The 14,428-nt window shown below is 34.6% G+C and carries 13 protein-coding genes; 12 read left to right on the forward strand and 1 reads right to left on the reverse strand.

What is annotated here, in order from left to right:
• Positions 1 to 378: 378 nt before the first annotated feature.
• The 3 genes from P5P87_RS00180 (at position 379) to P5P87_RS00190 (ending at position 3,020) form a co-directional block, all read left to right on the forward strand.
• Positions 379 to 1,392, forward strand: a complete 1,014-nt coding sequence (locus P5P87_RS00180) for a Glu/Leu/Phe/Val family dehydrogenase (RefSeq protein WP_278021085.1) — start codon at positions 379 to 381, stop codon at positions 1,390 to 1,392.
• Positions 1,323 to 1,664: a Glu/Leu/Phe/Val dehydrogenase gene (locus P5P87_RS00185; protein WP_278022837.1), complete on the forward strand. Its 342-nt coding sequence runs from the start codon at positions 1,323 to 1,325 to the stop codon at positions 1,662 to 1,664. Before P5P87_RS00180 ends, P5P87_RS00185 begins: the two co-directional genes overlap by 70 nt.
• Positions 1,665 to 1,796: 132 nt before the next feature.
• Positions 1,797 to 3,020, forward strand: a complete 1,224-nt coding sequence (locus P5P87_RS00190; RefSeq protein WP_278021086.1) for a sterol desaturase family protein — start codon at positions 1,797 to 1,799, stop codon at positions 3,018 to 3,020.
• A 253-nt stretch (positions 3,021 to 3,273) separates the two neighbouring features.
• Here P5P87_RS00190 and P5P87_RS00195 read toward each other — a convergent pair whose 3' ends face one another.
• A complete protein-coding gene (locus P5P87_RS00195) occupies positions 3,274 to 4,842 on the reverse strand; it encodes a DUF6377 domain-containing protein (RefSeq protein WP_278021087.1) in 1,569 nt (522 codons plus the stop codon).
• Between the two features lie 482 nt (positions 4,843 to 5,324).
• On the opposite strand from P5P87_RS00195, the gene P5P87_RS00200 reads away from it, so the two are divergent.
• The 9 genes from P5P87_RS00200 to P5P87_RS00240 all read left to right on the forward strand — a co-directional run bounded on the left by P5P87_RS00200 (position 5,325) and on the right by P5P87_RS00240 (position 14,419).
• Positions 5,325 to 5,849, forward strand: a complete 525-nt coding sequence (locus tag P5P87_RS00200; RefSeq protein WP_198857916.1) for a DUF5004 domain-containing protein — start codon at positions 5,325 to 5,327, stop codon at positions 5,847 to 5,849.
• 8 nt (positions 5,850 to 5,857) lie between these two features.
• On the forward strand, positions 5,858 to 6,199 hold the full coding sequence (locus P5P87_RS00205; protein WP_278021088.1) for a hypothetical protein: 342 nt from the start codon (positions 5,858 to 5,860) through the stop codon (positions 6,197 to 6,199).
• Complete coding sequence (locus P5P87_RS00210; RefSeq protein ID WP_278021089.1) at positions 6,186 to 6,509, forward strand: hypothetical protein; 324 nt, start codon at positions 6,186 to 6,188, stop codon at positions 6,507 to 6,509. The genes P5P87_RS00205 and P5P87_RS00210 overlap by 14 nt, the downstream gene beginning before the upstream one ends.
• Complete coding sequence (locus tag P5P87_RS00215; RefSeq protein WP_278021090.1) at positions 6,460 to 6,942, forward strand: hypothetical protein; 483 nt, start codon at positions 6,460 to 6,462, stop codon at positions 6,940 to 6,942. The genes P5P87_RS00210 and P5P87_RS00215 overlap by 50 nt, the downstream gene beginning before the upstream one ends.
• Before the next feature lie 28 nt (positions 6,943 to 6,970).
• On the forward strand, positions 6,971 to 9,988 hold the full coding sequence (locus P5P87_RS00220; RefSeq protein ID WP_278021091.1) for a SusC/RagA family TonB-linked outer membrane protein: 3,018 nt from the start codon (positions 6,971 to 6,973) through the stop codon (positions 9,986 to 9,988).
• Between the two features lie 28 nt (positions 9,989 to 10,016).
• Complete coding sequence (locus tag P5P87_RS00225) at positions 10,017 to 11,528, forward strand: RagB/SusD family nutrient uptake outer membrane protein (RefSeq protein ID WP_198857918.1); 1,512 nt, start codon at positions 10,017 to 10,019, stop codon at positions 11,526 to 11,528.
• A 441-nt stretch (positions 11,529 to 11,969) separates the two neighbouring features.
• Entirely contained in the window at positions 11,970 to 13,061 is a 1,092-nt protein-coding gene (locus P5P87_RS00230; protein WP_278021092.1) for a glycoside hydrolase family 99 protein, read from the forward strand.
• A gap of 25 nt (positions 13,062 to 13,086) precedes the next feature.
• Positions 13,087 to 14,238 carry a glycoside hydrolase family 97 N-terminal domain-containing protein gene (locus P5P87_RS00235; RefSeq protein ID WP_278021093.1) on the forward strand — a complete coding sequence of 384 codons (1,152 nt, stop codon included), beginning with the start codon at positions 13,087 to 13,089 and terminating at the stop codon, positions 14,236 to 14,238.
• Entirely contained in the window at positions 14,198 to 14,419 is a 222-nt protein-coding gene (locus P5P87_RS00240; protein WP_278021094.1) for a glycoside hydrolase family 97 catalytic domain-containing protein, read from the forward strand. Before P5P87_RS00235 ends, P5P87_RS00240 begins: the two co-directional genes overlap by 41 nt.
• Positions 14,420 to 14,428 lie beyond the last annotated feature (9 nt).

Raw genomic sequence — 14,428 nt, forward strand, 5'->3', positions numbered from 1 at the left:
ACTAATTCTATAGAATTTATAAATATATTTTTGTAGCTTTGTCTCAACAATGAAAAACTATAGTCAAAATATAAGAACGTCTTTTCCATGTCTGCTTTGCGATGTGCTGCATGATGAATCACGTTTTGAAATGGCGTTAATAGAGAAAGTACTTGTTAGTTATTTTTTTTTAGCCTTTCATTGCACCATGAAAGGCTTTTTTTGAATCATTAAAAAATCAAGATATGAGAACCAACAGAAATATGAAAATTTTGATGCGCCGTTGCCTAATCAAGATTCCGTGTTGCATCGAATTTGAATAATAAAAGAGAACGCGTCTTCAAAAGAGAAGAAGATCAATAAAAATAAAAAGATAACCCAAACCTAACACTATATATTATGAGTTCAGAAATTATAAAACACAATCCGTTTCAATCGATGATTGATCGCTTTAATATCGCCGCAGATATTTTGAATTTAGATGATTCTATCAGACAAAAATTGCAACGCCCAGAAAAACAAATCACAGTAAATTTTTCTATTACATTAGATAATGGAAATGTTCAGAACTTCGAAGGATACCGCGTAATTCACAATACAGCTTTAGGTCCTTCAAAAGGTGGAATTCGTTACGATACTGCTGTAAACTTGGACGAAGTAAAGGCACTTGCCGCCTGGATGACCTGGAAATCTGCTGTAACTGGAATTCCCTTTGGTGGTGCTAAAGGCGGCATTATTTGCGATCCGAGAAATCATTCTAAAACAGAATTAGAAAAAATCACAAGAGCTTATACCAAAGCTTTATCCGATATTTTCGGACCAGAAAAGGATGTTCCTGCTCCAGATATGGGAACTGGCCCAGACGAAATGGGTTGGTTAATGGATGAATTTTCGTTATTGCACGGAAGACCAATTCATGCTGTAGTTACAGGAAAGCATCTTCATTCTGGCGGATCTTTAGGCAGAGTAGAAGCTACTGGAAGGGGATTAAGCATTATTACGCTTTTGGCGCTTCAAAAACTAAAAATCAGACCAGCAAGAGCTACGGCAGCAATTCAAGGTTTTGGAAATGTTGGATTGCATTCTGCTTTGTTTCTTCATGAAAAAGGAGTGAAGATTGTAGCTGTAAGTGATGTTTCAGAAGCATTTTATAATCCGAACGGAATTAATATTCCAGAATTGATCTTGTATTATAATCTGAATAACAAAACCATAAAAGGATATCCTAATTCGGTAGCGATTAAACATGAAGATTTATTGCTTTTAGATGTTGATGTTTTAATTCGGCCGCAAAAGAAGATGTTATTACGCAGAAGAATGCTGGAGATATTCAAGCGAGAATTATCGTTGAAGGCGCAAATGGTCCAGTTGCTTCAGATGCAGATCAAATTTTACATGATAAAAATATATTAGTTGTTCCTGATATTTTAGCCAATGCTGGTGGTGTTACCGTTTCTTATTTCGAATGGCTTCAGAATTCGCTTTTGGAGTCTTGGAGAATTCACCAGATTAACAAACGTCTGGAAGATATTTTAGAGAAAGGTTTTGAAACTGTTTTTAGAGTTGCAGTAAAACACAATGTAACGCCTCGTATTGTCGCTTATATTATTGCTTTGAAAAAAGTGGCCGAAACACAGTCGGTTAAAGAAGTGGCATTGGAAGCTCCTTTATTTAAGCAGAATTAAAATCAGGTTTATTTCGTAAAAGATCATTTTCGTTGATTACGTTTTTTGTCTGCTAAAAACGTAATTGATGGAAGTGTCTTTTTCGTTTGAACTAGTAATTATAATTTTTAGAATCGAAAAGTATCATACAAAATGAAAAACATCAATTTTCTAGCATTTGCCATGCCGGCCTTTTTTCTTTTTTTGTTTTTGGAATATAAGCTTGCTCAACGCAGAAAAAGGCCTGAAATTTTTAATTATGAAAGTTCTGTTTCCAATATTTCCATCGGAATTGCAGAGCGTTTGATTAACTTATTTGTTGCGGCGAGTTTTTACCAATTGTATTATTTGATTTATGACGATTATAGAATATTTGATATTCCGACTAATGCTTTAGTTTGGTTTGCACTAATTCTAGCTACCGATTTTGTCTGGTATTGGTACCATCGATTAGGACACGAAGTCAATTTTTTCTGGGCTGCGCATATTGTGCATCATCATAGTGAAGAATTTAATTTTACAGCTGCAGCTAGAATTACGACATTTCAAGCCATTATTAGAACAGGATTTTGGTGTATTTTACCTTTTATTGGTTTTCATCCGAGCATGGTCATTACGATGTTAATTGTTCATGGTGCTTACTCTTTCTTCACACATACACAGCTTATTGGCAAAATAAAATGGCTAGAATATGTATTTGTAACACCTTCTGTTCACGGAGTGCATCATGCTTCTGACGAAAAATATCTAGATAAAAATTACGGCGATATGTTCACTTTTTGGGATCGTCTTTTTGGAACTTTCCAAACGGAAGAAGAAAAACCAAAATACGGATTGACGCATCCTTTGAAAAGCTACAGTTTCTTATGGCAACATTTTCATTATTACTTCGAAATCTACGAATTATGGAAACGCTCCAGTGGATTCAAAGCGAGATGGAATGCTATCTTCGGAAGTCCAGCCGATATGGATCAGGATATTCGACCAACTTTAGAAAAGCGTTTTCTTCAGGATAAAACAGCTCCAAACCAACGACTTCGGTTTAAGAATTACCTTTATATTCAATTAGGGTTTTGTACGTTTATTTTAACCATTTTCACTTATTATTTTGATTATTTAGAGAGCTACGATAAAATATTTGTGCTTTCGCTGGTCATTATAACTTTAATCAATTGTGGTGCTTTGTTAGAACAGCGAAAATGGATTTATTATCTAGAATATGCTCGTTTGGCCTTGATCTCAACTTATTTTCTATATGAAGAAGATTTAATCGCATTTTTCTTTGTTCCGATTGCTGTAATGATTTTTGCAGAGCAACTGTTTTCATTAAGTACGATTTATCAGAATACTATTTTACAGTTAGAAACAACAGAATAAGATAGTCCCAGAGGGACGAAATATTTATAGAAAAGATATTTGCAGATGTAGAAAAGTCCCAGCGGAGTGACATAAATATATATGTCACTCCGCTGGGGCTTTTTTGATGGACGTTTAAATTGCATTCTATAAATATGCCGCTCCTCCGGAGCTGTAATACTAGTTATCGTTTGCACGCAGACGAAAAAACTTAGCATCTTAGAACCTTAGTATCTCAGCAACTTAGATTGTCTTAATTTCCATAATCTTCTGCTCAAAAGTATCTTTTAAAGTCGGATTTACTTTTAATTCTGGTTTTGTACGTATAAATTGTAGCTACAGAAAGTTCAAGAAATTCGGCCATTTGATTGCTGTCTTGGATTCCTAATCTGTATAAAGCAAAAATTCGCAATTCGGTATTTAAAAGTTCGCCTTTTTTGACAATGCATTTATGATCGTTTGGAAATAATTTATTAAAATCTGTTACGAATGTCGGGAACAGTTTCAAGAAAATTTCATCAAACTGATGAAACAGATTCTCGCGTTCTTCTTTTACATTATAACGCTTTAAACTCGCAATAACTTCATCTGTTTTTTTAGTGATGATTTTATGCGCCGTACTTTTCTGTATATGGTCTATTTTATTAATAAAGGCCGAAGTTGCTTTAATAAAATAGGTAATATATTCTTCTTTAATGGCATTGGCTTCGCTCAAACTCACATTCATTTCCTGCAATTGCAAATACGAATCGGCCATAATTTTTCTGGCTTTGTTCTTTTCTTTTAATTGTTTGAAAATTATGCCAAGGAAAACGAAAATGATAACCGTTAAGATCGTCAAAAGAATAATAATCTTCTCTAGTTTGTCATTTTTGTCTTTTACATTATTTAATTGCGCTTTTTCGATAATAGGTAAAATCGATGAAATCTCAATTTTTCGATGTCTTGCATTATAAAACGTAGCATCATCCATTGCAATATTGATATACTCGTTTGCTTTATCCAAATACCCCATTTTAAAAAGTTCATTGGCTAAATTTCGGAGTGCAACGGTTTCTTTCGTCGCATTTTTAACATCGGCAATGGCGGCAAGAGCCAAATATTGAATGGCTTTTTTGGTATAACCCCGTTCAGAATAAATATATCCGAGACTCGAAGTTGCAATTCCGTAATAATCTGGTGGAAGATTGTAGTTGTTAATCCAATAACTGAAAGCAAATTCGGCACCGCGCCAGTCTTGCTGTTTTAGACGTTTCAAACTTTCTGCAGCCCAATATTCATTGGTGTTGGTTCCGATTAATTCTAGTGCTTTTTTTAAGAAATGATTTCCTTGCTGTACATAATGAATATTAAAGCGCTGATCACGGTTATAATCGGCTAAATCGTAGTAAGCACGAGCTTTTATGTTATAATATTCAAATTTATTTCTTTGATCCAGTTTGGTATCGTCTATAACATTTAGCGTGTCAATTGCTTCTTTAAAAAGTCCAGAAGACAAAAGCACAAAACCTTCTTTGATTCGGCTTTTAGATAAAAACTTTGGATCTTTTAGAATCTTAGCTTTGATTTTGGACTGCTCTAAATAATAATATGCAGAGTCGTACTTAAAAGATTTGTATTCATCAAACAATGACATATAGCAATTATAAAGCTCTTCGTTGTTTTGACTAAGAGTAAATTTAGATACGCTTTTCTTTAAAGCTTCTATTTTTCGATATTTCTGTTTCAGGTAAATGTCTTTTTTCAAGAGAACCTGATCTAATTCTTCTAAATAAGGATTGTTCTCTTTCGCGGCAAGAGAAAAACCTCCTAAGAAGAAAAGCAAGATCAATATTCTTCGCATGATTTTGTTTTGGTTTAGGGAAAAGATTGGTTGATTGATATAGTTAGTTAATTCGATTTAAAATTAAGAATAAGTTTGAGATTAAGCTAAACCTGTTTTTTTAGAATCTTGTAAATTGTTTAATAAGATAGCTTTGAAAGGGGATTTTCTGGGTGAAAATAAGCTGTAAATGTTAAAAACAGGTAATTTATTTGCAATTATACAATAAAAACTAGTTATATATATGCATAGTGAAAAAAATATCATGATTATTTTACATATTGTCATTTTTACCATTAAAAAATAGCCGATTTTCATCTAAACAGCATCTTGATTTTTTACTTGTTAGTAAAAATATAAAACATTGATTATTAATTAGTTGTGTTTTTTATTGTTTGAATTTCATCTTGATTTTTATCAGATTTTTTTTTAGGATTTATTTAACGTCTAGTTTCGCTGTATCCTTTTGAAGGGGATAACAAACTAACAAAAACCAAAAATTTATGAAATGTAAAAGTCTTTATTGGCTAGCTTTTATGATGTGTTTTTTTGCAATCGGATGCGATAACACAGATGACGGAAGCTATGTAGCACCAATTACTCTTTATGAAAAAGTAAACGGGAATTGGGGATTAACAAATCTGAAAATGGTTGATGAAGTTGCGAAAGCAAATAATATTCAGCCAAACGAAGAAAACTTGAGTACTTATTTTAACTACGAAGATTTTAAAATCAAATTTAACGTAGATGAAAAGAACAATCCAACAAGTTATGAAGTAACAGGAGATGTCCCTCCGTTATTTGCTCCTAAGGGATATTGGGCACTTAGCTCAGAATTTCAATCGTCTATCACTGGTGTTGGAACCAAAATCTATCTGTACAGCGATGCACAGAAAACGCAGAAAATAGATGAATTGAGATTAGTTTCGGTTCCAGGTAAAACCAGAGAAATGCAGATTCAATTGGTACGTTCTTCTGGCGGTGTAGATTTCTTGTCTTATGTGTTTAAATTAAATGCTATTAATTAAAAAGTAATATGAAAAAGTTTATATATACAATTTTACTTGCCTTGTTGATGGCTCCTAATTTTATTCAGGCACAAGAAGCTGCTGGAGCTGTTGGGGCAATGTCATCGTATCCTGCTGTTTACAAATATGATGAACAAGTTACTTGGTATTTTGATATGTCGGCATCGACATTTGCTGAAACAGAAGATTTATATATCTGGATTTGGTCTCCATCTGAACCAGATGCTGGACACTGGGAAAACTCGTCTGATTTTGCAAAACTGAAATACGAGGGAAATAAAATCTGGAGTTTTACGCTAACTCCAACTCTTTATTTTTCTAAAACTCCAGAACAAATTGCTCGCGAGTGATGGATTTTGGTTCCGTTTAAAAAACAAAAACGGATCTAAGCAAAGTGATGTTGCAAATATGGCGTATGTTGATTTTTCTTCTTTTTACACTTCAGGTGAATTATTTAGATCATATCCAACAAAACCATTAATCGATAAACCGGTAAGTATTTTGTTTAATGCAAATCTTAATCCAGCATTTGCGGGCACTCCAAGTGTACATATGCATGGAGGTTTAAATGACTGGGCTATTCAGCAAATGTATGAAGCCGCAAAACCAGATGTTGCTTGCAAAAACAAAATTAAAAGACTTAGGGAATGGTTTTTATAAAATGGATTTTATTCCTAAGCAGTACTTTAATGCTCCGGATGATTTTGTAATGGAAAAGATAAACTTTCTGATGGTAGCAGAGAATTGGACAGCAAATTCTGGCGATCAGGTTATTTACGCAGGAGAATTTGTTCCGCCACCGCCACCAAGTTTCGCTTTCTTTCCATCACAAATCAGTCAAAAAGATTTTCTTGGAATGTCAAGAAAAAACAATGAGGTAGGTGTAAACAAATTGATCTACACGATTACAGCTGGACCAAAAACAATTTCTGGTGAGTTTACTGGAGGAACTGCAGAAATTAAAGGTTTTGTCAATTTAGTATCAGAATTAAATGGAGTTCCAAGTTTAAGCGAAATCCATGTTTTGGTAAAAGACAACAAAGACAAAACGATTTCGGATACGACGATTCCGCTAAAAACTTTAGATAAATAATCACTATTAAATTAAAACACCAATTCTAATGAATAGTAAAAATACAAAAAGCGTCCTGCATCAAATGTGGACTGCTAAGGCAGCGGTATTGATGATTTTTATGCTTTTTCTTTCTGCTAGTACTTTCGCGCAGACGAAAAAGCAAATCTCAGGAACCGTTTATGACAATACTGGTACGGTATTGCCAGGAGCTTCTATCATTGAAGTAGGAACAAAAAACGGAACAACAACAGATTTTGATGGTAAATTTAACCTTCAGGTAGCCGTAGGAGGTGCAATCGAAGTTTCGTTCATCGGATCAACAACACAAAAAATTCAGATTACTGGAAATAGTGCTAATCTTGAAGTGCGTCTGCAAAATGATGGTTATACATTGGCCGAAGTACAAGTAGTTTCTGTAGGTTACGGAAAAGTAAAAAAAGCAGATTTAACGGGAGCGATTTCTACCGTTGGTGCAGATGAATTGCTAAAAGGAACTATTGGTTCAACAGAGCAAGTTTTGCAAGGAAAAGTAGCCGGATTAAGTATTATACGTCCTTCTGGAGATCCAGTCGCAGGTTCTACAATTCGCCTTCGTGGAGGAACTTCTCTAACAGCAAGCAACAGTCCGTTAATTGTGGTAGATGGTATTGCAGGAGTTGATATTAACGTGGTTCAGCCTTCAGACATTAAATCGGTTGACGTTCTTAAAGATGCTTCGGCAACTGCAATTTATGGTTCTCGTGGAGCAAATGGGGTAATTATGATTACTACAAAATCGGGAACAAAAGGGGTTTCTGTTGTTTACAACGGACAAACTGGTATTGGTTATGTGAGTAATAACTTAGATCTTCTTTCTGCAAATCAATGGAGAGGATATGTACGCCAGAATCAAATTGGAGATGCGGTAGATTATGGTGGAAATACAAACTGGCAAAAAGCAATCGAGCAGACAGCAATTTCTCAATCTCATACTTTAAGTATCAATTCTGGTAAAGCAGACAGTGGTTTTAGAACTTCACTTTCTTACTTAAATAACGAGGGAGTTATTAAAAAATCTGGATTAGAAAGATTAAGCGGAAATGTTAGTGCTTACCAATTTCTTGGAGATAACAAAGAAGTAAAATTTGATATGGGATTATTTGCAAACATTGACAAATGGCACCCAATCGATTACAGAATTTTTGAAAGAGCTTATAACTTAAACCCAACAATTCCGGTTTATGATTCAGAAGGAAATTTCAGTTCGATAGTGGCAAACCTTTATCAGAATCCTGTTGAGATTTTAACAAACAGAACTTTTGATAACGAAAGACATAGACTTTTGGGTTACTTTAAAACAGATGTAAAATTCTTAAACGACTTTACTGCTACAGCAAATATTTCGTTAGAGCATAATGCAGTAAAAGGAGGTACTTACAAACCATCTTATGCAGTTATGGAAGGACAGACTGAAGGCGGTTATGCACAAAGAACTTATGATGAATTTACAAATGCACAAGGTGAGCTTTATGTAAATTACAGCAAAGTAATAGACAAACACACCATTGGTGCTTTGGCAGGGTATTCTTATCTTGAAAATATTTATCAAGGTTTTGGAGCACAAAGAGGTGGTTTCGTAACAGATGCTTTCAGTTATAATAACTTAGGTGCTGGTTCTAACTATCGTTTAGGCGATGTGTATTCATACAAAGGAAAATCTAATTTAGTATCTTTTTATGCTCGTGCTAACTACGGTTACGATGGTAAATATTTATTGACTGCGACAGTAAGACGCGACGGATCTAGCCGTTTTGGAGAAAATAATAAATGGGGAACTTTCCCATCTGCTTCTGCGGCATGGAGAGTTTCTAATGAAGAATTTATGAGTTCTACAAAAGGATGGTTAGACAATTTAAAAGTAAGAGTTGGTTACGGAGTTACAGGAAATCAAGATGGAATTGGAGAGTATAAATCGCTTTCTATTTTAGGAGTTGGAAGCGACAGTTATTATGATCCAATTACCAAAACTTGGAGTTTGGCTTATTCTCCAAAACAAAATCCAAATCCTGATTTGAAATGGGAATCTACAGAACAAGTTAACGTTGGTTTTGATTTTGGACTTTTCAATAGAATTACTGGATCATTCGAATATTATTCTAAAAAAACAAAAGATTTACTATACACGTACGAAGTGCCTCAACCTCCATATTTAGTTGGAACAATGTTGGCCAACGTTGGTGAAATGTCAAATAAAGGAGTAGAGTTAACTTTGAATGCGGACATTATTAGAGGAGATAAATTCAATTGGAATGCGAATTTGACTCTTGGACATAACGTTCAGAAAATCGAAAAACTTTCTAACCCAACTTATAAAACAGATGTTATCTACAGCGGATCTCTTCATGGTTTGGCAGGTATGTCTGGACAATATTCTCAAATTATTGCTGAAGGATATCCTGTTGGAACCTTCTGGGGATTCAGAAATGCTGGTTTAGATGCAAACGGAAAAATTCAATATTATAACGCGGCAGGACAAGTTGTTGACGAAAGTGCATTGGTTGATGCTGATAAAACAGATTTAGGAAATATTCAGCCAGATCTAACTTTAGGAATTGGAATGAATTTTACTTATGGAAATTTTGATCTTGGATTTTCTGGATACGGAATGTTTGGACAAAAAGCTTTAAACGCGACAAATATGATGTTGAACGATCCGACTAGATTGCCAGCTTATAATGTGCCAGATGCTTTCTTAAGCAGCGGAATTACTTCGCCTCCAAAATATTCAGATTACTGGATCGAAGATGCTTCTTTCTTCAGACTTCAGACATTGACTTTTGGTTATACTTTACCATTGAAGTACAAGAAATCTAAATTTAGAATGTATGTAATGGGCGAAAACTTATTTGTAATAACAGGTTACAAAGGCGTAGATCCAGAGATTGGTTTAAATGCTCAAGACGGAATCAATCAAACTGGAGTAATGGATAAAACTGGTTTGGCAGCTCCTGGAATTGACAGATACAACAATTATCCTAGACCAACTACTATTTCTGTTGGATTAAATTTTACGCTGAATAACTAAGCGAATTGATAACCATAAAATATTAACAATGAAAATCAAAATAACAGCAGCCATACTTTTAAGCATGCTTTTTACGGTATCATGTACTGATTTGAACGAGCAGCTGTATGATCAGGTAGAAGATGGAAATTTCGGAAATACAACCAAAGAAGTTGATGCGCTGGTAGGTGGGGCTTATTCTTCTTTAAGAGGATTCTCCGATGCAATCTCAAATAATTTTCCAACTTGCGAATATGTTTTCTTTTTGAATGAAGTAGTTTCAGACGAAGCTACAATTCCGACCAGAGGTACAAACTGGTACGATGGAGGACAATACCAAGACGCACAAAAACATACTTGGAAAGCAGACAATAGAATGATTCTTTCTGCTTGGCGTTACAATTATACTGGAGTTGCTAAAATCAATGCGATTATTTATCAAATCGATAAATCATCTCTTAGCGATAAATCAAAAGAACCGATTTATGCAGAATTGAAAGCACTTAGAGCGTATTACTATTACAATCTTTTAGATTTATTCGGAAATGTGCCAATTGTAACCAATTTTGAAGATACATCTCTTCCAACCAATTCAACAAGAAAAGAAGTTTACGATTTTGTTGAAAAAGAATTGACAGATGCTATTCCGCATTTAAATCCAAATGTGGTATATTCTAAAATGACTAGAAATGTTGCTTATTCTATTTTGGCTAGATTGTATCTTAATTCAGAAGCGTTTATTGGTCAGCCACGTTGGCAAGATTGTATCAATATGTGCCAAAAGGTTACAGGATACAGCTTAACACCAGATTTCTTTTCGAATTTCGTAACAGAAAATCAGACTTCGCCAGAAATTATTTTTGCAATTCCTTACGATTCAAAAGCAGGAACAGTAGGAAACTACATGAACTCAATGTCTTGCCATTACAATCAGAATCTAGCTATTTCTGCAATTCCAAACAATTATCCTTGGAGTGCAAACGGAATGTGCGCGCAACCTGGAGTTTATTCTTCTTTTGCAGATACAGATAAGAGAAAAAAATGTATGCTAGAAGGCGATCAGATTAATCTTGCGACAGGAAGTGTAATCATTATGAGCAATGGAGAGCCTCTTACTTATACAGAGAACCTAACAAGTCTTGAAGATGCGAAAGAAAATGAAGGAGTTCGTTTGCATAAATACGAAATGAAAGCAGGAGAACAATGGGAACGTGATCACGATTTTGTTTTAATCCGCTATTCAGAAATCTTAATGATGCAAGCAGAATGTTACGTTCGTTTAGGTTCGCCAGATTTAGCAAGACCATTTTTAGAGCAAGTTGCGTCTCGTGCAGGTGAAGAATTGCCAGCAACAATTGATCTTAAATTTATTGATCAAGAGTTATTGAAAGAATTCACATTTGAAGGAAGAAGAAGAACAGACAACATCCGTTTCGGAACATTCTTCGAGCCATGGTGGTCAAAAGGCACAACGGAAAAATACAGAGCAATTTTCCCAATTCCAAGTACCGTTTTAACTACTAATAAAAATCTTAAACAAAATCCTGGGTATCCAAATTAGGTTACTAGAATGTCAGTCTTCCATGTTGGTTAGTCGTGGAAGGCTGACATGTTTTTAATTTTTTAGTAACAGATTCTAAAGATTAGAAACTGAATTAGAGGATAAAAAAAGATTTTGTTTCACGCAGATTCTGCAGATTAAAGCAGATTTTATTTTAAATGTTAAAAAATAATCTGCGCATATCTGCTTAAATCTTTTTAAATCTGCGTGAAATAAATTAATCACAATAAAATCCTTTTTAATCTTTTAATCTGTGGCAAAATATAAAAATAACAAACAGTACATCAATATGAAAAGATATATCACATCGTTGGCTTTTGTTTTGATGAGTATTGTGATGGTTGCGGTTGCAGCAGCGATGACAAAGGCTCAGACAAACCAGTAGAACCAGAAAAAACAAACCCTGTTGCGATTGAGAAAACCAACAGCACCAAAATTTATATGCACTACATGCCGTGGTTTGAAACCAACGAAAGCAGTGCCGATAAAAAATGGGGATATCATTGGACAATGGCAAACAAAAATCCGAACAACGTAGGGGCAAACGGCCGAAGAGAAATTGCATCGTACTATTATCCGCTGATTGGGCCTTATCACTCAGGCGATAAAAATGTGATTGAAAATCATTTATTGATGATGAAATATTCAGGAATTGACGGAATTCTCATTGATTGGTACGGTACTTACGATGTAAACGATTACGGAATGATTAAAGAAAACACAGATCAGTTAATTGAAATGCTCGACAAAGTTGGTTTAGAATATGCCATTGTATACGAAGATCGATTCTTGACAAATGTTGTAAATGCAGGAAAAGCAATTTCCGTAACCAGTGCGACAAAAACAGATTTGGCATATGTAGAAAAGAATTATTTTTCTGATGCTAATTATATTAAGATTAATGGTAAACCGCTGTTAATGAATTTTGGACCAATTGTTTTGAAGACCCCAGCTGAATGGACAAATGTCTTTAATACTTTAACAGCAAAACCAACTTTCTTGACACTTTGGGATCACTCTTCATTGGCAGGAGAAAATGCTTCTGGAGAATATGCTTGGGTATACAAAGACAACAGTTATTTGACAAACTTTTATACCAATACAAAACCAAAATTGGGTGTAGCAATGGGAAGCGCTTATCCAGGTTTTAAAGATTTTTATGCCGCAGGCGGAGGCGGCGCTGCTATTGGATGGACTATAGAACATAACAACGGAGCGACACTTGATGAAACTTTGACTTTGGCAAAAAACGCCAATGTAAATTACCTGCAGCTGATTACGTGGAATGATTTCGGTGAAGGAACCATGATTGAACCAACGGTTGAGTTTGGTTATTCTTTTGTTGAAAAAATAAAAACTTTCGCTGGAGTAAAAAACACAGAAAGTACATTTCCAGATATCAGCAAATTGTATGATTTACGCGTACAGAAAAAAGGAAATGTCGAGGCCCAGAAAAAACTCGATCAAGCTTTTAATTATTTTGTTTCTATGCAACCTGCTAAAGCAAAACAAGTAATGAGCGAAATTAAATAGAGCTGTAATTAATACAATTTAAATAATGAAAAACAGAAAATATAGATACTGTCTTGTGGCTTTAGCATCAATGCTGGTTATGGCCTGCAGTACTAAAAAAACGTATAAAATCAGTTCTCCTGAAAAGATCTCTGAATTAACTTTTGAATTAACGCCTACTGGACAGCCTCAATATAGTTTTTCTTCTAACGGAAAATCGGTTATTGAGCCTTCTCTTATGGGATTTGAGTTTCAAGGCTTGGCCAAAATGACTGATGGTTTTGAAGTCGTTTCTACAGAAGAAAAAGCGGCAGATGAAACTTGGGAACAACCTTGGGGAGAATTCAAAAAGGTAAGAGATCATCATAACGAACTGATTGTTCATTTAAAAGAAGCAAAAGGCGAGGAGCGTTTAGTTGATATTATATTCAGAGTTTTTGATGATGGAGTTGGATTTCGTTATGAATTTCCAAAACAGCCTCATTTAGGAAAAGTTAAAATCTCTAATGAAGTAACGCAATTTACTTTTAAAGACAATAACGAAGTTTGGTGGATTCCAGTTCACCGCGAAAATAGTTATTACGAAAGTGAATATCGTAAAACATTAATGAGTAAAACAGATACGATTAATACGCCTGCAACTTTTGAAACTAAAGACAAATCGTATGTAGCCATTCACGAAGCTAACTTGACAGATTTTGCTTCAATGACGCTTTTAAAAACTACAGACAAACAGTATAAAAGTGATTTAGTGCCGTGGGCAGATGGTGTAAAAGTATATGCAGAAACACCATTTAAAACACCGTGGAGAACTATTGTTGTGGGTAAAACTCCTGGAGATGTAGCAACTTCGACTATTATGCTGAATTTAAATGAGCCTTCAAAAATTGAAGATTTATCTTGGATCACTCCTTCAAAATATATTGGAATCTGGTGGGGAATGCATTTAGAAAAATATACTTGGGGACAAGGGCCAAAACATGGTGCGACAACAAAAAACACAAAAGAATATATTGATTTTGTCGCGAAAAATGGTTTTGACGGAGTTTTAGTTGAAGGATGGAATGAAGGCTGGGACGGAGACTGGACTGCAGATGGTTCTGCATTTAGTTTTGTAAAAGCATATCCAGATTTTAATTTGGAAGAAATCACAAAATATGCTTGCGATGAAAAATGTTCGTTTAATAGGACATCATGAAACAGCTGGAGCAACCAAAAACTACGAGAACCAACTGGATGATGCATTTAAATTGTATCAGAAAATGGGAGTAAACTCAGTAAAAACAGGTTATGTAAACAAATATTTGGATAAAAAAGAATGGCATGATAGCCAATACGGAGCACGTCATTACAGAAAAGTGATCGAAACTGCTTGCTAAATATCATAT

Origin of the sequence: Flavobacterium ginsengisoli, assembly GCF_029625315.1 — a bacterium.
GTDB lineage: Bacteria > Bacteroidota > Bacteroidia > Flavobacteriales > Flavobacteriaceae > Flavobacterium > Flavobacterium ginsengisoli.

Coding starts and splice junctions, on each gene's coding strand:
- P5P87_RS00180 (WP_278021085.1), top strand. CDS start 379: ATGAGTTCAGAAATTATAAAACACAATCCGTTTCAATCGATGATTGAT.
- P5P87_RS00190 (WP_278021086.1), top strand. CDS start 1,797: ATGAAAAACATCAATTTTCTAGCATTTGCCATGCCGGCCTTTTTTCTT.
- P5P87_RS00195 (WP_278021087.1), bottom strand. CDS start 4,842: ATGCGAAGAATATTGATCTTGCTTTTCTTCTTAGGAGGTTTTTCTCTT.
- P5P87_RS00200 (WP_198857916.1), top strand. CDS start 5,325: ATGAAATGTAAAAGTCTTTATTGGCTAGCTTTTATGATGTGTTTTTTT.
- P5P87_RS00205 (WP_278021088.1), top strand. CDS start 5,858: ATGAAAAAGTTTATATATACAATTTTACTTGCCTTGTTGATGGCTCCT.
- P5P87_RS00215 (WP_278021090.1), top strand. CDS start 6,460: ATGTTGCTTGCAAAAACAAAATTAAAAGACTTAGGGAATGGTTTTTAT.
- P5P87_RS00220 (WP_278021091.1), top strand. CDS start 6,971: ATGAATAGTAAAAATACAAAAAGCGTCCTGCATCAAATGTGGACTGCT.
- P5P87_RS00225 (WP_198857918.1), top strand. CDS start 10,017: ATGAAAATCAAAATAACAGCAGCCATACTTTTAAGCATGCTTTTTACG.
- P5P87_RS00230 (WP_278021092.1), top strand. CDS start 11,970: ATGCACTACATGCCGTGGTTTGAAACCAACGAAAGCAGTGCCGATAAA.
- P5P87_RS00235 (WP_278021093.1), top strand. CDS start 13,087: ATGAAAAACAGAAAATATAGATACTGTCTTGTGGCTTTAGCATCAATG.
- P5P87_RS00240 (WP_278021094.1), top strand. CDS start 14,198: ATGCTTGCGATGAAAAATGTTCGTTTAATAGGACATCATGAAACAGCT.